This is a genomic window from Bordetella genomosp. 5, from assembly GCF_002261315.1.
In the GTDB taxonomy this organism is placed as follows: Bacteria; Pseudomonadota; Gammaproteobacteria; order Burkholderiales; family Burkholderiaceae_B; genus Bordetella.
This window is the reverse complement of sequence record NZ_NEVP01000002.1, coordinates 1-21,319: the sequence shown is the minus strand read 5'-3', so window position 1 is coordinate 21,319 and position 21,319 is coordinate 1. Positions and strand designations below refer to the sequence as shown.

General features: G+C 67.3%; 16 protein-coding genes. 8 read left to right on the top strand and 8 right to left on the bottom strand.

All coding sequences use genetic code 11. The annotated features are described in order from the left end of the window. The first annotated feature begins 34 nt into the window (after positions 1-34). The 3 genes from CAL25_RS04580 (at position 35) to CAL25_RS04570 (ending at position 4,285) form a co-directional block, all read left to right on the top strand. The gene (locus tag CAL25_RS04580) at positions 35-1,045 is read left to right on the top strand and encodes an ABC transporter substrate-binding protein (RefSeq protein WP_432759225.1); all 1,011 of its coding nucleotides are present in this window, start codon (positions 35-37) and stop codon (positions 1,043-1,045) included. A 164-nt stretch (positions 1,046-1,209) separates the two neighbouring features. After that, entirely contained in the window at positions 1,210-2,055 is an 846-nt protein-coding gene (locus CAL25_RS04575) for a branched-chain amino acid aminotransferase (RefSeq protein ID WP_094798775.1), read from the top strand. Between the two features lie 100 nt (positions 2,056-2,155). Further along, entirely contained in the window at positions 2,156-4,285 is a 2,130-nt protein-coding gene (locus tag CAL25_RS04570; protein ID WP_094798774.1) for a phosphocholine-specific phospholipase C, read from the top strand. Positions 4,286-4,349: 64 nt separating this feature from the next. Here the strand turns inward: CAL25_RS04570 and CAL25_RS04565 are convergent, their stop codons facing one another. The 4 genes from CAL25_RS04565 to CAL25_RS04550 all read right to left on the bottom strand — a co-directional run bounded on the left by CAL25_RS04565 (position 4,350) and on the right by CAL25_RS04550 (position 9,309). Beyond that, entirely contained in the window at positions 4,350-5,102 is a 753-nt protein-coding gene (locus CAL25_RS04565; RefSeq protein ID WP_094798773.1) for an ABC transporter ATP-binding protein, read from the bottom strand. Beyond that, complete coding sequence (locus CAL25_RS04560; RefSeq protein ID WP_094798891.1) at positions 5,099-6,937, bottom strand: branched-chain amino acid ABC transporter ATP-binding protein/permease; 1,839 nt, start codon at positions 6,935-6,937, stop codon at positions 5,099-5,101. Before CAL25_RS04560 ends, CAL25_RS04565 begins: the two co-directional genes overlap by 4 nt. A gap of 11 nt (positions 6,938-6,948) precedes the next feature. After that, positions 6,949-7,986: a branched-chain amino acid ABC transporter permease gene (locus CAL25_RS04555; protein ID WP_094798772.1), complete on the bottom strand. Its 1,038-nt coding sequence runs from the start codon at positions 7,984-7,986 to the stop codon at positions 6,949-6,951. A 159-nt stretch (positions 7,987-8,145) separates the two neighbouring features. Then, complete coding sequence (locus CAL25_RS04550; protein WP_094798771.1) at positions 8,146-9,309, bottom strand: ABC transporter substrate-binding protein; 1,164 nt, start codon at positions 9,307-9,309, stop codon at positions 8,146-8,148. 349 nt (positions 9,310-9,658) lie between these two features. Here CAL25_RS04550 and msrB point away from each other — a divergent pair, with 349 nt between their 5' ends. Genes msrB through CAL25_RS04530 form a run of 4 tightly spaced genes read left to right on the top strand, consistent with a single transcriptional unit; the run spans position 9,659 to position 11,753 of the window. Further along, positions 9,659-10,060: a peptide-methionine (R)-S-oxide reductase MsrB gene (gene msrB, locus CAL25_RS04545; protein ID WP_094798770.1), complete on the top strand. Its 402-nt coding sequence runs from the start codon at positions 9,659-9,661 to the stop codon at positions 10,058-10,060. Next, the gene (locus CAL25_RS04540) at positions 10,057-10,647 is read left to right on the top strand and encodes a septation protein A (protein WP_094798769.1); all 591 of its coding nucleotides are present in this window, start codon (positions 10,057-10,059) and stop codon (positions 10,645-10,647) included. The genes msrB and CAL25_RS04540 overlap by 4 nt, the downstream gene beginning before the upstream one ends. A gap of 4 nt (positions 10,648-10,651) precedes the next feature. After that, positions 10,652-10,960 carry a BolA family protein gene (locus tag CAL25_RS04535; protein ID WP_094798768.1) on the top strand — a complete coding sequence of 103 codons (309 nt, stop codon included), beginning with the start codon at positions 10,652-10,654 and terminating at the stop codon, positions 10,958-10,960. A gap of 16 nt (positions 10,961-10,976) precedes the next feature. Next, complete coding sequence (locus CAL25_RS04530) at positions 10,977-11,753, top strand: peptidylprolyl isomerase (RefSeq protein WP_094798767.1); 777 nt, start codon at positions 10,977-10,979, stop codon at positions 11,751-11,753. A 141-nt stretch (positions 11,754-11,894) separates the two neighbouring features. Here the strand turns inward: CAL25_RS04530 and ligA are convergent, their stop codons facing one another. Genes ligA through smc form a run of 3 tightly spaced genes read right to left on the bottom strand, consistent with a single transcriptional unit; the run spans position 11,895 to position 18,699 of the window. Then, positions 11,895-13,997: an NAD-dependent DNA ligase LigA gene (gene ligA / locus CAL25_RS04525; protein ID WP_094798766.1), complete on the bottom strand. Its 2,103-nt coding sequence runs from the start codon at positions 13,995-13,997 to the stop codon at positions 11,895-11,897. Continuing rightward, positions 13,997-15,124 carry a cell division protein ZipA C-terminal FtsZ-binding domain-containing protein gene (locus CAL25_RS04520; RefSeq protein ID WP_094798765.1) on the bottom strand — a complete coding sequence of 376 codons (1,128 nt, stop codon included), beginning with the start codon at positions 15,122-15,124 and terminating at the stop codon, positions 13,997-13,999. Before CAL25_RS04520 ends, ligA begins: the two co-directional genes overlap by 1 nt. A 44-nt stretch (positions 15,125-15,168) precedes the next feature. Next, entirely contained in the window at positions 15,169-18,699 is a 3,531-nt protein-coding gene (gene smc, locus CAL25_RS04515; RefSeq protein WP_094798764.1) for a chromosome segregation protein SMC, read from the bottom strand. A 255-nt stretch (positions 18,700-18,954) separates the two neighbouring features. Between smc and lplT the strand changes: the two genes are divergently transcribed. Next, a complete protein-coding gene (gene lplT, locus CAL25_RS04510; protein WP_094798763.1) occupies positions 18,955-20,271 on the top strand; it encodes a lysophospholipid transporter LplT in 1,317 nt (438 codons plus the stop codon). Between the two features lie 221 nt (positions 20,272-20,492). Here lplT and CAL25_RS04505 read toward each other — a convergent pair whose 3' ends face one another. Next, positions 20,493-21,272 carry a uracil-DNA glycosylase gene (locus CAL25_RS04505; protein WP_349290545.1) on the bottom strand — a complete coding sequence of 260 codons (780 nt, stop codon included), beginning with the start codon at positions 21,270-21,272 and terminating at the stop codon, positions 20,493-20,495. Positions 21,273-21,319 lie beyond the last annotated feature (47 nt).

Genomic DNA, 21,319 nt, shown 5'->3' with positions numbered 1-21,319 from the left:
ACAATGACGACATCCCATTCGGCAGGTAACGACTGTGCGCAAAAAACTGTACGTCCCCGTCCTCGGTGCCCTGGCATTGGCCTGCGCCCTGGCCGCTCCGGCGGCGCAAGCGGCCCCCACCTGCGAGATCGACCGCCCGGTCCGCTTCAGCGGTCTGAACTGGGAGTCGAATCTGGTCCTGGCCGGCATCGAGCGCTTCGTGGTCGAACACGGCTATGGCTGCAAGACCTCGGTCGAGATCGGCGAAACGCTGCCCATGCTGGCCGCGCTGCAGCGGGGCGACGTGGATGTCACCCCCGAGGTCTGGCCCGGCCAGATCGAAAGCGCCTGGAAGAAGGCGACCGACAGCGGCCGCGTGATCGGCGTGGGCCATGTGTACGACGCCGGTGAAGGCTGGTACGTGCCGCGCTACACCGTGGAGCGTCACCCCGAACTCAAGCAGGCGGCGGACCTGGCGCGCTTCAAGGAGGTCTTCGCCGACCCCGAAGAGCCCAACCGCGGCCGCATCTATGGCTGCCCCGCCGGCTGGGCCTGCGGCACGCTGAACGACAACCTGCTGCGCGCGCTCAAGCTCGAGAAGGACTACACGATGTTCGCGCCCGGCTCGGGTGCCGCGCAAAAGGCGGCCATCGTGTCGGCCTACAAGCGCAAGCGTGACATCGTCTTTTACTACTGGACCCCGACCGCGCTAGTCGGCGCGCTCGATCTGGTCAAGCTGGAGCTGCCGGCCTTCGATCAGCAGGCCTACACCTGCATGACCGACCCGAAATGCGCCAACCCGGTCGCCACCGAATTCAAGCCTAACCCGGTGGTGACGGGGCTGAATGCCGACTTCGCCAAACAGGCGCCGCAACTGGCCGCGTTCTTCACCAAGCTGAGCGTGCCCGACGAGGCCATCGACGCGACCCTGGGCTGGCTCGAAAACGAAGGCAAGGAGCCCGAAGAGGCGGCGCAGTATTTCCTGCGGCAGTACGGCACGGTCTGGCGCGGCTGGGTGCCGGCCGACGTCGCCACGCGCGTACAGGCGGCCCTCGACAAGCAATAAACCCGTTCCCGGCCCGCGCCGCGCCTTCCTCCGGGAAGCCGGCTCGACGGACCGGGGACCCCTATCCCGGCGCGGCAGCGCGCCCCCGATGATTACGGCGCCCTGGCGCGCCTCATCTGCCACCGCGCCGCCGCGCGCCCTGGCGATCAAACAAAGGAAGTCACATGGATGCCCTCTTCTGGCACGATGGCCAGTGGACCACCGAGAACCCCAAGCTGCTCGGCCCCGCCGATCACGCGTTCTGGATGGCCAGCATGGTTTTCGACGGTGCGCGCGCGTTTCGCGGCCTGACGCCCGATCTCGACCTGCACTGCCAGCGCGTCGTGCGCTCGGCCGAAAAAATGCTGATGAAGCCGCAACTCTCGGCCGACGAGATCCAGGCCCTGTGCCTGGAGGCCGTCTCGCGCTTCCCGGCGGGCTCCGAGCTGTACATCAAGCCCATGTTCTATTGCGCCGACGGCTTCCTCCTGCCCGACGCCGACAAGACGCAGTTCGTGCTGCACGTCTTCAAGGTGCCGATGCCCGGCACGCAAGGCTTCTCGGCGTGTTTCTCGAGCTATGTGCGGTCCTGGCCCAACATGGCGCCCACCGACGCCAAGGCCTCGTGCCTGTATCCGAATGGCCAGCGCGCCATCACCGAAGCCGCCGCCAAGGGCTTCGACAACGCCATCATGCTCGACGGCGCCGGCCATGTGGCCGAGTTCGCGTCCAGCAACTTCTGGCTCGCCAAAGACGGCAAGGTCGTCACGCCGATCGATAACGGCACCTTCCTGAACGGCATCACGCGCAAGCGCGTGCTGGGTCTGCTGCGCGCCGATGGTGTCGAGGTCGAGGAGCGCTCGATCACGCGCGCCGACGTCGAGCAGGCCGACGAAGTGTTCTCCACCGGCAACTACGGCAAGGTGGTGCACGTGAACCGCGTCGAAGACCGAGCCCTGCCGTATGGCCCGTTCGCGCAGCGCGCGCACCGCCTGTACATGGAATACGCTGAACAGACCGGCAAGCGCTGAGCGATCCGCCCAGCCACGCCCTTCGGGGCGCAGTGAACCGCCCTCGCTGCGTCCCGCTCCCCTTCCCTACCCGCGCCGCCCCCTCCCGCCTGCCGACACCATGAGCACTCGCCGTGACTTCCTGCGAGGTGCCGCCCTGACCGGCGGCGCCTTCGCGCTTCTCCCCGCGGTCATCCGCGACGCGCTCGCCATCGCCCCGGATCGCCGCACCGGCACGCTGCGCGACGTCGAGCACGTCGTGATCTTCATGCAGGAGAACCGCTCGTTCGATCATTACTTCGGCGCGCTCTCAGGCGTACGTGGCTTCGGCGATCGCTTTCCGATTCCGGTGCAGGACCAGGCGGGGCTGAGCGGCGCCACGGTGTGGCACCAGCTCAACGACATCGATCCGGAGAACCCGCGCGTCGTCCCGCCCTTCCCGCTGGACACGCAGTCCATGTTCGAGCTGATGCGCGTGGCGGGCACGCCGCACACCTGGTCGAACGCGCAGGACGCGTGGGACAAGGGCCGGCTGAACCGCTGGCCCGTGGCCAAGCGCGAGCATTCGATGGCGTACTTCACGGAACAGGACATCCCGTTCCAATACGCCCTGGCGCGCGCCTTCACGATCTGCGACGCCTATCACTGCTCGTTTACCGGCGGCACCAACACCAACCGCCTGTTCGCCTGGACCGGCACCAACGACCCGCACGGCCGCAGCAATGGCCCCGCGGTCGGCAATGCCTATAACAAGCTCAAGGGCGGCGATCCGGCGGGCGGCTATACCTGGACGACCTACCCGGAGCGCCTGAGCGCGGCGGGCGTGAGCTGGCGCATCTACCAGGACATGAAGGACAACTACTCCCTCAATCCCCTGGCCGGCTTCCGCCAGTACCGCGCCGCCCACCGCGGCGAGGCCGGCGCCCGTGCCGAGCTCGCGCGCGACGCGCTCACCACCTACAGCCTGGCCCGGCTGCGCGAAGACGTGGAAAAGGATCGCCTGCCCCAGGTGTCGTGGATCTGCGCGACCAAGGCGGGCTCCGAGCACCCGAGTCCGTCCAGCCCGGCCCAGGGGGCCGACTACACCGCCCGCGTGCTGCAGGCGCTCACGGCCAATCCCGCCGTGTGGAGCAAGACGGTCCTGCTGCTGATGTTCGACGAGAACGACGGCTTCTTCGACCACATGCCCCCGCCGGCGCCGCCCTCGTACGAAGGCGAAGGCGCGAACGCCGTGCTGGCCGGCGGCTCCACCGTCGACACGCATGACGAGTACCACCGCGTGCTGCGCCACGACGAGAGCGACGACCTGCCGCAATACCTGCAAGGCGCATACGGTCTGGGCCAGCGCGTGCCCATGTACATCATCTCGCCCTGGACGCGCGGCGGCTGGGTCAACTCGCAGGTCTTCGATCACACCTCGATCCTGCGCTTTCTCGAACAGCGCTTCGGCGTGGTCGAGTCCAACATCTCGCCCTGGCGCCGCGCCGTGTGCGGCGATCTCACCTCGGCCTTCGACTTTGCGCAGGCGCCGATCCCCACGGTCGACACCCTGCCCGAGACCACGTTGCAGGCGGCGCGCGCCGCCGGCCTGCCCGGCACGACGCTGCCGCTGCGCCCGCTCGACGTCGTTCCCGCCGAGCAGCCGGCGGGAACGCGTCCGTCGCGCGCGCTGCCCTACGTGCTCGAGACGCACGGCCAGGCCCTGGCCGACACGCTGGAGCTGTCGTTCGTGAACCGGGGTACGGCCGGCGCCGTATTCCACGTCTACGACCGTCTGCATCTCGACCGCGTGCCGCGCCGCTACACCGTCGAGGCCGGCAAGCGGCTTCGCGACCAATGGCTCACGAACGACGACGCCGGCCTCTACGATCTCTGGCTGCTGGGCCCCAACGGTTATCACCGCCAGTTTCGTGGCCGCGCGGATCCCGCCCAGCCCGAGGTCAGCCTGCGCTATCAACCGCAGGCGGGCACGCTCTCGCTCACGCTGCACAATCCCGGCACGGTGCCGAATACCTTCCTGATCGACGACAGCGTTTATGGCGCGCAGGCGCCGCGCAACGAGCTGGTGGCCGGCCAGAGCCGCCTCGAGATCACCATCGATCTGAAGGCGCAGGGCCATTGGTACGACCTGCGCATCAGCGCCGTCGACCGCCCCGAATGGGGCCGGCGCTTCGCCGGGCGCATGGAGACGGGCGCCCCCTCGACCTCCGATCCGGCGATGGGCGGCCCCATCGTGACGCAGCAGGCATAAAAAAAGGCGAGGATACGAATCCTCGCCTTTTTTCTTGCCGGCCTCGAGCGCGCCGCGGCCCGCCTCAGCCTTCCTGGTGCTTGCCCAGGCCGAGATAGCTCTCGATCACGCGCGGATTGCCGGCGAGCTCGCGCGCCGGTCCGTGCAGAATGATCTCGCCGGTCTCGAGCACGTAGCCATAATCGGCCACCTGCAAGGCCGCGCGCGCATTCTGCTCGACCAGCAGGATGGCCACGCCGGTCTCGCGCAGGCGCGCGATGATGTGGAAGATCTCGCGCACGATGCGCGGGGCCAGACCGAGGCTGGGCTCGTCCAGCATCAGCAACGTGGGCTTGGCCATGAGCGCGCGCCCCACGGCCAGCATCTGGCGCTCGCCGCCGGACAAGGTGCCGGCCTGTTGCGCGCGCCGCTCGCGCAGCCGCGGAAACAGATCGAACACTTCGTCGAGCGTGGTGCGCCAGCCGCTTTCGCGTGCGCGGTAGCGGCGAAAGCCACCGAGCAGCAGGTTGTCTTCGACCGACATGCTGCCGAACAGCTCGCGCCGTTCGGGCACGAGCGACATGCCCGCGGCCACGCGACGCTCGACCTGCCAGCCGGAGACGTCGTTGCCCGCATATTGCACCTGACCGGCGGCATGGCCCGTCTGGGGCAGCGAACCCATCACCGCATTGAGCATGGTGGACTTGCCGGCGCCATTGGCGCCGATGACCGTCACGATGCTGCCGGCCGGCACGGTCAGTGCGGCGCCGGTGAGCGCCCCCACCTTGCCGTAGCGGGCCGACAGATCGCGGACTTCGAGAACGGGCGCCTGGCTCATTGCACACCTCCGGCGGCCACGGGCTTGCCCTGATCGGCCTCGGGCAGATCGTCGTCGATGCCGCCGAGATAGGCCTCGAGCACGGCCGGGTTCTGCTGCACTTCGGCCGGCACGCCTTCGGCCAGCTTGGTGCCGAAATCCATCACGACCAGGTGATTGGTCAAACGCATCACAAAATCCATATCGTGTTCCACCAGCAGGATGCTCAGCCCTTCGGCGCGCAATTGCTCCAGCACCTGTGCCAGTTCCTGCTTTTCTTTGTAGCGCAGCCCCGCCGCCGGCTCGTCGAGCAACAGCAGCACCGGATCGCAGGCCAGCGCGCGCGCGATCTCCAGGATGCGTTGCTGGCCCAGCGCCAGATTGCCGGCCTGTTCGTAGAGATAATCGCCCAGTCCCACGCGCTGCAGCTGGCGCGCGGCCTCGTGCAGCAGCTGGGCCTCGCGGGCACGGTCGCTGTGCAGCGCGCCGGACAGCACGCCCACGTCGGAGCGCATGTGCGCGCCCAGCGCCACGTTTTCGAGCACCGACATGGTCGGCAGCAGCTGCACGTGCTGGAAGGTGCGGCCCACGCCCATCTGCGCGATGGCCCGCGCGGAGCGGCCGTCGGTGCGTTCGCCCAGGAAGCGGACCTGGCCGCGCGTCACGGGCAGCACACCGCTGATGAGGTTGAAGGTCGTGCTCTTGCCGGCGCCGTTGGGGCCGATGAGACCCATGATCTCGCCTGCGCGGACCTTGAACGTGATGTCGTTCACCGCGACCAGACCGCCGAACTCCTTGCGAATCGCGTCGACCTCGAGCACCAGCTCACCCGCCGCAGGACGCGTGCGCTGCGGCAGCGCCGGCGCCTCGGGCGGCGGCGCCAGGCTGCGGCGCGAGCCGGCGGTGCCGGTCAGGCGCGACCACCAGCCGGCCAGGATGGGCCAGAGCCCGTTGCTGGCGTATTGCAGCATCAGGATCATCAGCACGCCGAACACAACGAGTTCGACGTTGGTGTTGGTATCGATCACAAGCGGGAGCAGGTTCTGCAGCTGATCCTTGAGACCCAGGATCACGGCCGAACCGAGCAAGGCGCCCCAGACGTGGCTCGCGCCGCCCACCACCGCCATGAACAGGTATTCGATACCGTAGTTCAGGCCGAACGGGCTGGGGCTGACCGCGCGCTGCATGTGCGCGTAGAGCCAGCCCGACACGCAGGCCAGGATCGCCGCCCACACGAAGATGATGATCTTGTAGCTACCCGTGTTCACGCCCATCGACTCGGCCATGCCGGCGCCGCTCTTGAGCGCGCGGATCGCACGGCCGGGCCGCGAATCCAGCAGGTTGTGCGTGGCCCACAAGGCCAGCAGCACGAAGATCCAGATCAGGAAATAGATATGGCGTCCGCTGGCCAGCGAGAATCCGAACACGCTGATCGGCTCGATGCCGGCGATGCCGTCATGCTTGCCGAGGAAATCCAGATTGCCGAACAGGTAATACAGCGACAGGCCCCACGCGATCGTGCCCAGCGGCAGATAGTGCCCCGAGAGACGCAGCGTGATAAGCCCGAGGAAGAACGCCACGCCCGCGGTGATGAGCAGGCCCACCACCAGCGCGAGCCATGGCGACGCGCCGTATTGCGTGGTGAGATAGGCCGTGGTGTAGGCGCCCAGGCCCACGAAGGCGGCCTGCCCGAACGAGGTGAGTCCGCCCACGCCGGTGAGCAGCACCAGACCGAGCGCCACGAGGCTGGCCAGACCGATGTAATTGAGCTGGGTGATCCAGAACTCGGGAGTCGCGCCCACCAGGGGCAGCGCCGCGAGCACGACGATAAAGACGAGAGGCAGAATTCGATTCATATTCATGATGCTCACTCCTCATCGTCCACATGACGGTGGGAGAACGAACGCCACACGAGCACGGGAATGATCAGCGTGAACACGATCACTTCTTTGTAGGCACTGGCCCAGAACGACGAGAAGGCTTCGAGCACACCCACCAGCAGCGCACCCGCGGCGGCGACCGGGTAGCTCGCGAGACCGCCGATGATGGCGCCCACGAAGCCCTTCAGACCGATCAGGAAGCCCGTGTCGTAGTACACAGTGGTGATGGGCGCGATCAACATGCCCGACATCGCGCCGATGGCGACCGCGAGCGTGAAGGTCAGGCTGCCCGACATGGTGGTGCTGATGCCCACCAGGCGAGCGCCGCGGCGATTGACGGCGGTGGCGCGCAGCGCCCGGCCATACAGCGTCTTGCCGAAGAACAGCCACAGCGCCACGATCAGCAGCGCGCAGGTCCCGACCACGAACAGGCTCTGGCCCGACCACGTGGCAAAGCCCAGATCGATCTGACCGCCCACGAAGGCCGGCGTGCGCCAGCCTTCGGCGCCGAAGAACACCAGCGCGAGGCCCATGAGGGCGAAGTGCACGGCGACCGACACGATGAGCAGCACCAGCACGGTGGCCTCGGCCAGCGGCTGATAGACGATGCGATACACCATCGGCCCCATCGGGATGACCAGCAGCAGCGTCAGCAGCATGTTGAGCCACAGCGACGTGCCCTGACCGGCATACGAAGTCGTGATCCACAACAGCACGAGCGGCAGCGCGACACAGGTGGCGAGCACCTTGGGCAGCCCGGACCAGATGCCCGTGCGCAGTCCGCGCACCAGCTCCAGCAGCAACACCACGAGGCCCAGCAGCGGCAGCAGATAGACCGTGCCCGGCACGCGGCCGTCGACCAGCATCGCGAGCGTCAGCGCGCCGAATGCAACGAACTCGCCTTGTGGAATGAAGATGACGCGCGTAACGGCGAAAACCAGCACCAAGGCCATGCCCAGCAAGGCATAGATGGCGCCGTTGACGATGCCGTCTTGCAGCAGAATCAGCGCAATTGTGGAATCCATCGAACAACTACCTTATGGTTCTTGGTGTCCCGACCCCGTCCAGGACACGGCAATACGACGCACCGGCCCCGAGAGGCCGGCGCGAGGTGCTACAGGGAAGCGCGATACTACGCCATCAAAGCGTCGCTACGGCACCGCGCGTCCCGCAATGCCTGACGATCAGAGACCGGGCTGGTACACCCACTTGCCGCCCTCGACCTTCACGATCACGCGCGAGCGCTGATCGAAACCGGCGTGGTCGGTGGGGCTCATGTTGAACACGCCCTGCGACACGGCGAGGTCCTTCACGCCTTCGAGGGCGTCACGCATGGCGGCGCGGAACTCGGGCGTGCCGGGCTTGGCGCCCGACTTGAGCGCGACCGGCAGCGCAGCCACGACCAGTTGGCCGGCATCCCACATGTGGCCGCCGAACGTGTTGGTCGAGCCGGCGCCGTGCGCCTTTTCGTAGGTTTCGACGTAGGCGAGTGCCGACTTCTTGACCGGGTTGCTGTCGGGCAGTTGCGCGGCGACCAGCAGCGGACCGGCCGGCAGCAGCATGCCGTCGCAATCCTTGCCGCACACGCGCAGCACGTCGTTGTTGGCGGCGCCGTGCGTCTGGTAGATCTGGCCCGGGTAGTTGCGGGCGCGCAGTTCCTTCTGCGGCAGGGCCGACGGCGTGCCGGCGCCCGCGATCAGGATGGCGTCGGGCTTTGCGCCCACCAGCTTCAGGACCTGACCGGTCACGCTGGTGTCGGTGCGGCCGTACTTCTCGACGGCGGTGACCTTGATGCCGGCCTTCTCGGCGGCGGCTTGCATCACCGCGAGCCAGCCATCGCCGTAGGCGTCGGCAAAGCCGATGAAGCCCAGGGTCTTGATGTTGGCCTTGACCATGGCGTCGGCCAGCGCGCCGGCCATCAGCGCGTCGTTTTGCGGCGTCTTGAAGACCCAGCGGCGCTTCTCGTCGACGGGCTCGACGATCTTGGCGCTGGCGGCCACGCTGATCATCGGCACCTTGGCTTCGGCGGCCACGTCGACCATGGCGAGCGAACCGGGGGTGACCGAGGTGCCGATCAGCACATCGACCTTGTCATCGGAAACGAGCTTGCGCGAATTCTTGACGGCTTGCGTGGTGTCGGTGGCGTCGTCGAGCACGATCCAGTCGATCTTCTGGCCGGCGACTTCCTTGGGCAGCAGTGCCACGGTGTTGCGCTCGGGGATACCGAGCGAGGCAGCCGGGCCGGTGGACGAAACCGTCACGCCGACCTTGACCTGCGCCTGGGCGCCGAACGACAGACCCAGGGCGAGAGCGGCCGCGACCGCGGACAAGCCGAATTGCTTGCGCATGATTTTTGTCTCCTGTGTTGGCTCTTGTGTGAACTCCGGGGATGGAGTGCGAGCCTGTTTAAAGTTATACAGAAAAAAGAATTATAGGGTTAAAAGAGTATCAAATTGACGGCGCTCCTCTCACCCAGTATCTACCCTAACACTTTGATGCAGCCGTCAAGCAAATGCATTCGATAATGGCGAATTCTTACCGTAACGCCAGAAGACGTCTCTAAGGGGAAACCCCGGTTAGCACCAGGGCTAGTGCTCAGACGCCCGCTCAATCTCGATTAAGATGAGGCCCTCGCGAATCCGAACGGGCGCGCCCCGGCGGATCGAACCAAATCGACAGGGGACACTCTAAGAAGCTATGGATAAAGTCCGCAAAACCGACGCCGAATGGCGCGTCCAGCTCACGCCGATGGAATTCGCGGTGGCCCGCGAAAAAGGCACCGAACGCGCCTTCACCGGCCGCTACTGGGACACCTTCACCCCCGGCATCTATCGCTGTGTCGGCTGTGGCACGCCGCTGTTCGCCTCCGACACGAAGTTCGACGCCGGCTGTGGCTGGCCCAGCTACTTCGAGCCGATCGACCCCGCCCGCGTGCGCGAAGAAACCGACACGACGCACGGCATGGTGCGCACCGAAGTGCTGTGCAACATCTGCGACTCGCACCTCGGCCATGTGTTCCCCGACGGCCCCGAACCCACCGGCCTGCGCTACTGCATCAACTCGGTCTCGCTCAAATTCGAACCGCAGGGCGACGAATGAAGAAGTTTTTGTTCGACCTGTTTCCGCTGCTGCTGTTCTTCATTGCGTACCGGTATGCCGACATCTATTTCGCCACCAAGGTCGCGATCGCGGCCTCGGTGCTGCAGATCGCGTGGCTGAAGATCCGCGGCAAGCCGATCGACGCGATGAACTGGGTGAGCCTGATCGTGATCGCGGTCTTCGGCGGCCTGACCATCTATCTGCACAGCGACACCTTCATCAAATGGAAGCCCACGGTCCTGTACTGGCTGTTCGGCGGCGCCCTGCTCTTTTCGCGTTACGTGCTCAAGCGCAACCTGCTCGAGAAGTTCATGGGCAAGCAGATCACGCTCAAGTCCGCGCACGTCTGGGACAAGCTCAATCTGATGTGGGCGGCGTTCTTCGCGGTCGCCGGCGCGCTCAACCTGTACGTCGCCTTCTCGGGCGCGTTCACCGAAGAGCAGTGGGTGAGCTTCAAGGCGTTCGGCCTGCTCATCATGACCTTGCTGTTCGTCGTGGGCCAATCGTTCTGGCTCGGCCGGCACCTGGTCGAGCCCGCCGAAACCGCCGGCCAGACGCCGGCCATCGACAACGACAAGCCGCGCTGATTCCATGACCTCCGATACCTCCCAGACCCCGCTCGATCCGCTGGATCCGCTCGACCGACTCGAGATCATCCGGGCCCGCCTCGCGCCGCTGGCGCCGTTGCGGCTGGACATCGAAGACGAGTCGCACCTGCACGCCGGTCATGCCGGCGCGAAGGGCGGCGCGGCCCATTATCGCGTCGTCATCGTGTCCGACCAGTTCACCGGTTTGCGCCCCGTGGCGCGCCATCGGCTGGTGTATGATCGTCTGCAAGATCTCATGCCCTTTCCCATACATGCGCTGGCACTCGATGCCCAGGCACCCTCTTCCAAGTAAACCCCAAAGGAAATACATGAAACGCATCGTCATGCTGGCCGCGGCCTGCGTCATCGCCGTGCCCGCTTTTGCCCAAAACGTGGCCACGGTCAACGGCAAGGCCATCCCGCAGGAAAACCTCGACGAATTCGTCAAGCTGCTGGTGAGCCAGGGTGCCACCGACTCGCCCCAGCTGCGCGAGCAGGTCAAGCAAGAGATGATCAACCGCCAGGTATTCGTCCAGGCCGCCGAACAGCAAGGCATCGCCAAGAAGTCCGACGTCAAGACCGAGATCGAACTCGCTCGTCAGGGCATCCTGGTTCGCGCCCTGATGGCCGACTACCTGGCAAAGCACCCGGTCACGGATGCCCAGGTCAAGGCCGAGTACGACAACGTCAAGAAAGAGCAGGCCGGCAAGAACGAATACAAGGTTCGCCACATCCTGGTCGAAGACGAAAAGACCGCCAACGACCTGCTGGCTCAGCTCAAGAGCAAGAAGGGCAAGTTCGAAGATCTGGCCAAGAAAAACTCCAAGGATCCCGGCAGCGCCGAGCGCGGCGGCGATCTGGGTTGGGCACCTCCCACCAACTACGTTGCCCCCTTCGCCGAAGCGGTCACCAAGCTGAAGAAGGGCCAACTGGTCGACAAGCCGGTGCAAACCCAGTTCGGCTGGCACGTCATCCAGGTCGAAGATACCCGCCCGGTCGAGTTCCCGCCGATGGATCAGGTGCGCCCGCAGATCGAAGAGATGCTGCGCCAGCAAACCCTGGCCAACTACCAGAAAGAACTGCGTGAAAAGGCCAAGGTGCAGTAAGCCCCTCGCCCTCACGCAAAAACGCCCGCGATCTTCGGATCGCGGGCGTTTTTGTTTGTGCGGACGCGGCATGTTCGGGCGCCGATGTCTCAGCGGCAGTGACAGCGGCGGAGCCACCCCGGCCCGCCGATCACGGATGCATCAGGCCATCCCCAGCAGCGCCTTCAAGCCGTCTTCATCGAGGATCGCCACGCCCAGCTCCTGGGCCTTGGTGAGCTTGCTGCCCGCGTCGTCGCCGGCCACGACATAGGCCGTTTTCTTGGACACCGAACCGCTCACCTTGCCACCCGCCGCCTGGATGTGACGCGTGGCCTCCTCGCGCGTCCAGGTCGGCATGGTGCCGGTCAGGACGAAGGTCTTGCCCGCGAGCTCGGTGCCTTCGGGGGCCGCCTCCGCCTCGGGATGCACGCCCTTCTCGGCCAGCGCCGCGATGATCTCGCGATTGTGCGGCTCGGCAAAGAAACGATGGATCGAACCCGCCACGACCGGGCCGACGTCCGGCACGGCCAGCAAGGCCTCTTCGTCGGCATCCATGATGCGTTGGATATCGCCGAAATGCCGCGCGATATCGCGCGCCGTGGTCTCGCCCACGTGCCGGATGCCCAGCGCGAACAGCAGGCGGCCGAGCGCCGGCTTGCGCGCGGCCTGGATGGCCGCCACCAGATTCTCGGCGGACTTCTGGCCCATGCGGTCCAGGGTCGCGAGCTTGATGGCATTCAGGCCGTACAGGTCGGCAAGCGACTTGACCCAGCCGTTGTCCACGAGCTGATCGACGACCTTCTCGCCCAGCCCTTCGATGTCGAGCGCCTTGCGCCCCGCGGCGTGCAGCAGGGTCTGCTTGCGCTGCGCGCCGCAGAACAGCCCGCCTGTGCAACGCGCGATGGCCTCGTCCTCGAGCTTCTCGATGGCCGAGCCGCAGACGGGACAGGCTTTGGGCATCACGAAAAGCGCCGCGCCTTCGGGACGTTTTTCGAGGACAGGACCGACCACTTCGGGAATCACATCACCGGCACGCCGCACGACGACCGTATCGCCGATGCGCACGTCCTTGCGGCGAATCTCGTCTTCGTTGTGCAGCGTGGCGTTGGTGACCGTGACGCCGCCGACGAACACGGGCTTGAGCCGGGCGACCGGCGTGATGGCGCCCGTGCGTCCCACCTGCACCTCGATGTCGAGCAACTCGGTGGTGGCCTCTTCGGCCGGAAACTTGTGCGCCAGCGCCCAGCGAGGCGCGCGCGAGACGAAGCCGAGCACGCGCTGGGCCGGCAGCGAATCGACCTTGTAGACCACCCCGTCGATGTCGTAGGGCAGATCGGCGCGCAGCGCGCCGATGCGTTCGTAGAACGCCATCAGGCCCGCGGCGCCCTCGGCCTTGTGGTTGTACCTGACGTTGACGGGCAGCCCCAGGCTCGCCAGCCAGTCCAGCATCTCGCCGTGGGTATCGTGCGGCAGCGTCGACACCTCGCGCGCCGCCCCCGGCACCGGCTCGTCGAACCGATCGCTGGTGGTACGGGCCAGGCCCTGGACCTCGCCCCAGCTGTAGGCGAAGAAGCGCAGCGGCCGCTGTGCGGTGATGCGCGGATCGAGCTGACGCAGACTGCCGGCCGCGGCGTTGCGCGGATTCACGAAGACCTTCTCGCCGCGCGCCGCCTGCCGGGTGTTGAGCTTTTCGAACTCGGCGCGATTCATCAAGACCTCGCCCCGCACCTCGAGCACGCGCGGCACGTCGCCCTTCAGCTTGAGCGGAATGGCCTTGATCGTGCGGATGTTGGCGGTGACGTCTTCGCCGGTCTGGCCGTCGCCTCGCGTCGCGGCCTGCACCAGCACGCCGTCTTCGTAGCGCAGGCTGATGGCCAGGCCGTCGAGCTTGAGCTCACAGAAATAGCGCGGCGCCTCGGCGGGACCCAGCAGGCCCGCGCCACGCAGCGTGTCGCTCACGCGTTTGTCGAAATCGGTGACGTCGTCTTCGGCGAAGGCGTTGCCCAGCGAGAGCATGGGCACCGCATGACGCACACTGCCGAACTCGGCCAGCGGCGCGGCGCCGACCCGCTGCGTGGGCGAATCCGGCGTGACGAGCTCAGGGTGCTCGTCTTCGAGCGCCTGCAGCTCGCGCATCAGCGCGTCGTACTCGGCGTCGGTGATCGAGGGCTCGTCGTGGACGTAATAACGGACGTTGTGCTGTTCGATCTCGGCGCGCAGGCGCGCCGCCGCCTCGGCGGGCGGGGGGGACGACGCCTTGCTCATTACGCAAAGACCCGTTGCGAGCGCTCGCTGCCGGCCGGCAGGCCGGCCTCGTCGAGCTGCGCGAACAGCACCTGCAGGCGTTCGTCGATGACCTTGTCGGCCCCTTCGATCAGCCCGCGGCCGGAATCGTCGACCAGCTCTGCGCGCAGACGCGCGGCCAGATCACGGCCCACGTCGACCATGCGGCCGAAGGCGCGCGGATCGGCGGGGCTGCACGGCACGTCGAGCAGCAGCGTGAGGCGTTCGATGCCGCCCATGCCGGCGTCGAACGGCGCGCCGTCGGTACGCGAGAGGGTGAAGCGCACGGCACCGGTATCGGTCAGCCACGCCAGGCGCGGGCCATCCGAGGCAAAGCCCAGCTCACGCGCGACGTTCATGACTTCGGCGGCCGGCTGGGCCGTGCCGAGCAACAGCGTCAGGCCGACCTGGGTATCCAGCGCGGCGCAGGCGGCGTCGAGGCGCCCGGCCTGTTCGACCACCTGTTGCTGATCGGGGCCCTCGATGGTCGCCTCGAAGCGTTCGGCCAGATCCTGGGCGCGCGCCCAGGCCTGCGACCACTCGATGGCGGTCAGCGGGCCGCTGCGATTGGCGAGCAGCACGGCCAGCTGCAGCGAGGCGTAGGATTCGTCGCCGTGGATGCGGGCACGATGGCGGCCGCGATCGGTGCCGGCGAAGACACGCACCGGTTTGCGACCGATCTGGCGCAAGGACTGGGTGTACGGCAGCAGATCGGCGCCGCGCACGGGTTCGGCGAAGTGGATCTCGATGACCACTTCGCAGGCGGGATCGGGTTCTTCCGCGTCGTCGCGCTCCGGCTCGGCGGCCGCCTGCGCGGCACTGGCGTGCACGGCGCCCGCCGCCACCGCGCCGGCGGGCATGCCGCCCGGCGCCGCGGACGCGCTATCGCCGACGCCCATGCCGGGCTCGCGGCGCTGCGCCGGCGTGGGCGCGGCGTGCGCGCGCGCCGGCGGCGTTTCGCCCGCGCCCAGGAGCGGATCCTGTTCGGTCGAAGGAAAATGCACCTGCATCTTGCGGCGCACGCGGCGGTCCTGCCACCAGTTGAATCCCAGCACCAGCAGGATGAGCAGCACGCCCAGGGCAATCAACCCGATCTGCAAATCACTCATGTATCAATCCCACGCCCGGTTGGGGCGCCTTTCGTTCAGTCGGTTTATGCGGCTTCGGCGGCCATCTGCACGGCCGAATCGATGTCTACGGCAACGATACGCGAAACGCCCTGCTCCTGCATCGTCACACCCACCAGTTGCTTGGCCATCTGCATCGCGATCTTATTGTGCGAGATGAACAGGAACTGCGTCTGGTCGCTCATGTTGCGCACCAGATTGGCATAACGCTCGGTATTGGCGTCGTCCAGCGGCGCGTCCACCTCGTCGAGCAGGCAGAACGGCGCCGGGTTGAGCTTGAACAGCGCGAACACCAGCGCGGTCGCGGTGAGCGCCTTTTCGCCACCGGACAGCAGATGAATCGTGCTGTTGCGTTTGCCCGGCGGCTGAGCCATCACCTGCACGCCCGCGTCGAGGATCTCGTCGCCGGTCATGGTGAGTTTGGCTTCGCCGCCGCCAAATAGTTTCGGGAACAGCTCGCCGAAGTGGCCGTTCACGGTATTGAAGGTTTCCTGCAGCAGCTCGCGCGTTTCGCGGTCGATCTTGCGGATCGCGTCTTCGAGCGTCTCGATCGCGGTGAGCAGGTCTTCCTGCTGCGAATCGAGGAAGGTCTTGCGTTCGCGCGAGGTGCTCAGCTCGTCGAGCGCGGCCAGGTTGACCGAGCCCAGCGCGTCGATCTGGCGCGAGATGCGGCCCACCTCGGACTGCAGCCAGTTGGCGCGGCGCCATTCGTCCGGCAGCGTCGAGAGCTCCTGGGCAAGCGTGTCGCGATCGACTTCGCGGGCGTTCAGTTGCTCGGTGAACTGCTCTTCGGCCAGGCGCGCGGCCTGTTCCTGCAGCTGCAGCTCGGTGATACGGGCACGCAGCGGTTCGATGTTGCGCTCTTGGGCCAGACGGTCTTCGTCGGCGCCGCGCAGCAGCGCCGCCAGATTGTCGAGCTCCTGGCGCGCGCGCGTCAGGGCTTCCTCGCGTTCGGCGCGCGCTTCGAGCGCGTCCTGGAGGCCGGCCTGGGTCGCGGACGCATCGAGGTCGACGAGCTCGCCTTCGAGCTGCTGCAGCTCGACGGTGGCGCGCTGGCTTTGATCGGCGGCGAGCTGGCGGTTGCGCTGCAGATCGGTGATGCGCACCTGCACGCCGCGCTCGGCGAACTCGGCCTCTTGCGCCGCGCGTTCGAGCTCGCGCAGGCGGGTGCGGGCCGCCTCGGCCTGCGCCGCCAGGCCTTCGCCGTCGATTTCGGCGTCGGCGAAGCGGGATTGATGTTCGGCCAGCTCGGCGTCGAGCGTTTCGAAACGCGCCTCGGCGTCTTCGCGGGTGGCGCGCAGGTCTTCTTCCTGGACGGCCAGCTCTTCGAGGTCCTGGCGCAGCCGCGTGGCGCGCTCACCGGACTGCTCGGCCTGCTGCTGCAGGCGGGAATGCTCGAGCTGGATGTCGTGCACGCGGCGGGTGACCTCGGCGACGCGCTGGCGCGCCGGCGCGAGCGCCTGGCTCACCTGCTGCCAGGCGGCCTCGGCCCGCGCCACGTTGCCCAGCGCCTGATCGGCGATGAGCTGCTGGGCCTTGATCTCGCGCTGCAGGTTTTCGATTTCCTGTTGGCGTGCCAACAGGCCCGCCTGCTCGGAATCGGGCGCATAGAAGCGCACGCTGTGCGCGTCGATCAGATGGCCCGCGCGCACCACATAGGCGCTGCCCTCGGGCAGCGTCGAGCGCCCGTTGAGCGCCTGGGTCACGTCGGTGGCGGTATAGATGCCGCGCAGCCAGTCGTTGAGCAGCGTGCGCAGATCGGGATCGGTGATGCGCAGCAGGCTCGCCAGCGGGGTCAGGCCCGCCGGCGCGGCCGGCGCCGGACCCGCGGCCGGGGTCTGGTAGAAGGCCAGACGCGCGGGCGGCGCGTCGTCGGCGAAGGCTCGCGCCCAGTCGAGGTTGCGAACCTCGAGCGCCGCCATGCGTTCGCGCAGCGCGGCCTCGAGCGCGGGCTCCCAGCCCGGTTCGATGTGCAGCTTCTGCCACAGGCGGCCCAGGCCCGCGAGCTCGTGCTTGGCGAGCCAGGGCTCGAGCGCGCCCTGCTTCTGGACGTCTTCCTGAAGCTTGACCAGCGCCGCCAGCCGCGCTTCCAGGCGCGCGAGCGCCTGGGCGTCCTGCTGAGCGGACGACTGGGCCCGGCTGCGCTCGGCGTCGGCTTCGGGCACACGGCCTTCGAGCTCGGCGAGCTCGGCCTGAGCCGTCTCGAGCTGCTCTTCGCCCGCATAGCGGGCGCCGGCCAGCTCTTCGAGCTTTTGCGGATCGGGCGTGTGCAGTTCACGCAGATCCTGCTGCAGGCGCTCGCGGCGCTGCTCCAGGACCTGCAGTTGGCGATCGGACTCGCGTTGGGTCTGGGCGGCCAGCGCGAGGTTTTGTTCGACGCGGGCCAGCGCGGCGCGCATCTCGTCGCGGCCGCTGGCGGCCTCGCGCACCCGTGCCTCGATGGCGGGCAGCGTGGCCTGCGCCTCTTCGGCCACCGCGCGCGCCTCTTCGGTGCGGGCGGCGCCGGTGGCGAGGTCGTCCTCGGCCTGGGCGATCTGTTCGGTGCAGTGTTCCTGCTGCGCGTTCCATTCGTCGATCTGCGCCAGCAACTGCTCGCGGCGTGCGGTCAGGCGGTTGCGCGAGTCCACCACGTGGCGGATCTCGGCCTCCAGCCGGCTGACCTGGGCGTTGGCCTCGTAGAGCTGGCCCTGGGCCGCATGCACGGCGTCGCTCGCGGCGTAGTGGGCCTGGCGCCGGGATTCGAGCGCTGCCTCACCGGAACGCAGACCGGCGATGGCGGCTTCCAGATTGTTCTGGGCCTGCGCCATCTCCTGGGTTTTTTTGTCGCGCTCGATGCGCGCGCCGGATTCTTTCAGGAACCACAGCGCGAATTGCTTTTTCTCGCCGTCGGCCTGCAGCTCGCGGTACTGGCGCGCCACTTCGGCCTGGGCCTCGAGCTTCTCGAGCTGGCTGTTCAGCTCGCGCAGGATGTCTTCGACGCGGGTGAGGTTTTCGCGCGTGTCGGACAGGCGGTTTTCGGTCTCGCGGCGGCGCTCTTTATAGCGCGACACCCCGGCCGCCTCTTCGAGGAACACCCGCAACTCTTCGGGACGCGCCTCGATCAGGCGGTTGATCATGCCCTGGCCGATGATGGCGTAGCCACGCGCGCCCAGGCCGGTGCCCAGGAAGATGTCGTGGATGTCGCGCCGGCGCACCTGCTGGTTGTTGACGTAGTAGCTGCTGGTGCCGTCGCGCGTCAGGACGCGGCGCACGGCGATTTCGGCGTAGGTGCTCCACTGCCCGGCCGCCCGGCCTTCGCTGTTGTCGAACACCATCTCGACCGACGCCCGGGCCGCCGGCTTGCGGTTGCCCGAGCCGTTGAAGATGACGTCCTGCATGGATTCGCCGCGCAGCTCGGAGGCCTTGGCCTCGCCCAGCACCCAGCGTACGGCGTCGATGATGTTCGACTTGCCGCAACCGTTCGGCCCCACGACCCCCACCAACTGGCTGGGCACGGGGATGACGGTAGGATCGACGAAGGACTTGAAGCCGGCGAGTTTGAGCTGGGTAAGGCGCACAGTACGGTGACGGACCGGGTAGGTTGAACGAAGAGGCGTTGAACGGACCTGCCGCGCAAATTGGCAAACCGGCCTCGAAAGGCCGGTCTGGATATGGGTCGTATGATACCCCAGCCGCGTCGGCGGCATGACCAACGGCGCTCGAGAGCGCCATTGCGTCTCCACCGGGCGTGAGCGGACGCTATACTCCCTGACAAATTTGGCGATCAGTCCCAAATCCATACAACGCCGGCACCGGCACCAGCGGGGATATTCTTGAAACGCGGGTTTTATCTGGTCATGGCCGCTCAGGCCTTCTCGTCGATGGCAGACAACGCATTGTTCATTGCAGCAATCGCGTTGATACTGGAACTGAGTGGACCCGACTGGATGGCGCCGATGATGAAATGGTCATTCGCGCTCGCCTACGTGGTGCTGGCGGCCTTCGTCGGCGCCTTCGCGGATTCCTACCCCAAGGGCCGGGTGATGTTCGTCACCAACGCGCTCAAGGTCGCCGGCTGTCTGCTGATGTTCTCGTACGCCAGCATCGGCGTGCCCCACGAATACCAGATCTACCTCGTCGTCGGCGCCTACGCCCTCGTCGGCATCGGCGCGGCCGCTTACTCGCCGGCCAAATATGGCATCGTCACCGAGATGCTGCCGCCCCATATGCTGGTCAAGGGCAACAGCTGGATCGAAGGCCTGACCGTGCTGTCCATCATCATCGGCACGGTGCTGGGTGGCGCGCTGATTTCGCCCAAGGTGTCGCAGCTGCTGCTGTCGCATCCGACGATCGGCACGCTGGTGCACACGCCGGCCGAAGCGGCCATCCTGGTGATCGCGGTGGTCTACCTGCTGGCCGCGCTGTGCAATCTGATGATCCCCAACACGCACGTGCGCTATCCGCCGCAACAGAAAAACCCCATCAAGCTGATCCGCACGTTCGGCGGCTACGTCCGGGTGCTGTGGCGTGACAAGCTGGGCCAGATTTCCCTGGCCGTCACCACCCTTTTCTGGGGTGCCGGCGCCACGCTGCAACTGATCGTGATCGAGTGGGGCCGCAGCCACCTGGGCTATCGCCTCGACCAGGCCTCCATCCTGATGGGCGTGGCCGCGCTGGGCACCGTGATCGGTTCGATTCTCGCCGGCCGTATTCCGCTGCGCCGCGCGCTGAGCGTGCTGCCGGTGGGCGCGGGCATGGGCCTGGTGGTGCTGCTGATGCCGCTGGTCTATTCGCCCTGGAGCGTCTATCTGCTGCTGCTCATCACGGGCGGCCTGGCCGGCTTCTTCGTGGTGCCCATGAATGCCCTGCTCCAGCATCGCGGCCATGTGCTGCTGTCCGCCGGACACTCCATCGCCGTGCAGAACTTCAACGAGCAGCTCAACATCCTGCTGATGGTCGCGATGTACACGCTGATGCTCTGGCTCAACATGCCCATCAATGCCGTGATCGTCGTGTTCGGCCTGCTGGTGACCGTGCTGATGCTGGTTTTCATGCGCTGGAGCCGCCGCAACCTGGCCCGCGACCCCGAGCTGCAGGAGCAGATCGGCCAGGAAGGCCACGGCCAGGCGCTCGATTCCGTGCGGCACTGAGCGCCAGGCAAGCCACCACTTCTTCAACAGAATCAATGCATTGGCGCCCCCTCGGGGCCGCCAATGTCATTCAGGCCCGTGCGATCGCGATACGGACACGAGGCCAGTCCCGCGGTCACGCCGGGGCGCTCGGGGGGGCAGGCGCGAACGGGCGAGGCGGCCGGGGCGGCCGGGCCGTCAGGCGCGAGCGGCCGGAGTCATCGACCCGCCCCCGCCCTGCCTCAGGGCTGGACCGCGAGCTGCAAATCCTGCCAAGCGCGCGCCTTCTCGACCGGACTGCGCAGCAGATAGGCGGGGTGATAACTCACCACCAGCGGGATCTCGACGCCTTCGTCGGTCTTGAGGGTATGAACCCGGCCCCGCAGGCTGCCGATGGTGGCTTCCGTCCCGAGCAGGGTCTGCGCGGCGAAGCGGCCCAGCACCAGGATGCGCTCCGGCTTGAGCAGCGCGATCTGGCGCATCAGGTACGGACTGCAGGCGGCCACTTCTTCGGGCTTGGGATTGCGGTTGCCGGGCGGACGGCACTTGATCACGTTGGCGATGAACACGTCCTGCTCACGGCTCATGCCCACCGACGCCAGCATCGCATCGAGCAATTGCCCCGAACGGCCGACGAACGGCAGCCCCTGGCGATCTTCTTGTTCGCCCGGGGCTTCGCCCACCACGAGCCAGCGCACCTGCTGCTGAGCGCCGGTGCCGAACACCGCGTGCTTGCGGCCCTCGCACAGACCACAGGCCGTGCAGGCGGACACCAGACCTTCGAGCTCGGCGAAGTCGGCGCGGCCGGCGCGGGCCGCCACCTCGCGGGCACGCTCGGCCGGGGTCGGCTCCGCCTCTTTCGAGCTGGCTTCGACGGGCGCCGGTTTGGGCGGCGGACCGCTGCGCACGGGAATGCGCGGTCGCTCGGTAGCGGACGCCGCGGCGCCAGCGGCGGGCGCGGGTGCCACGGCAACGGAGGCGGCAGCGTCCGGCGCGGCCTCGGCCTCGGGCGGCACCACGATCGGCGCACCGGCGCCCGGCGCGTCGGCGCCCGGCGCACCGGCGCCCG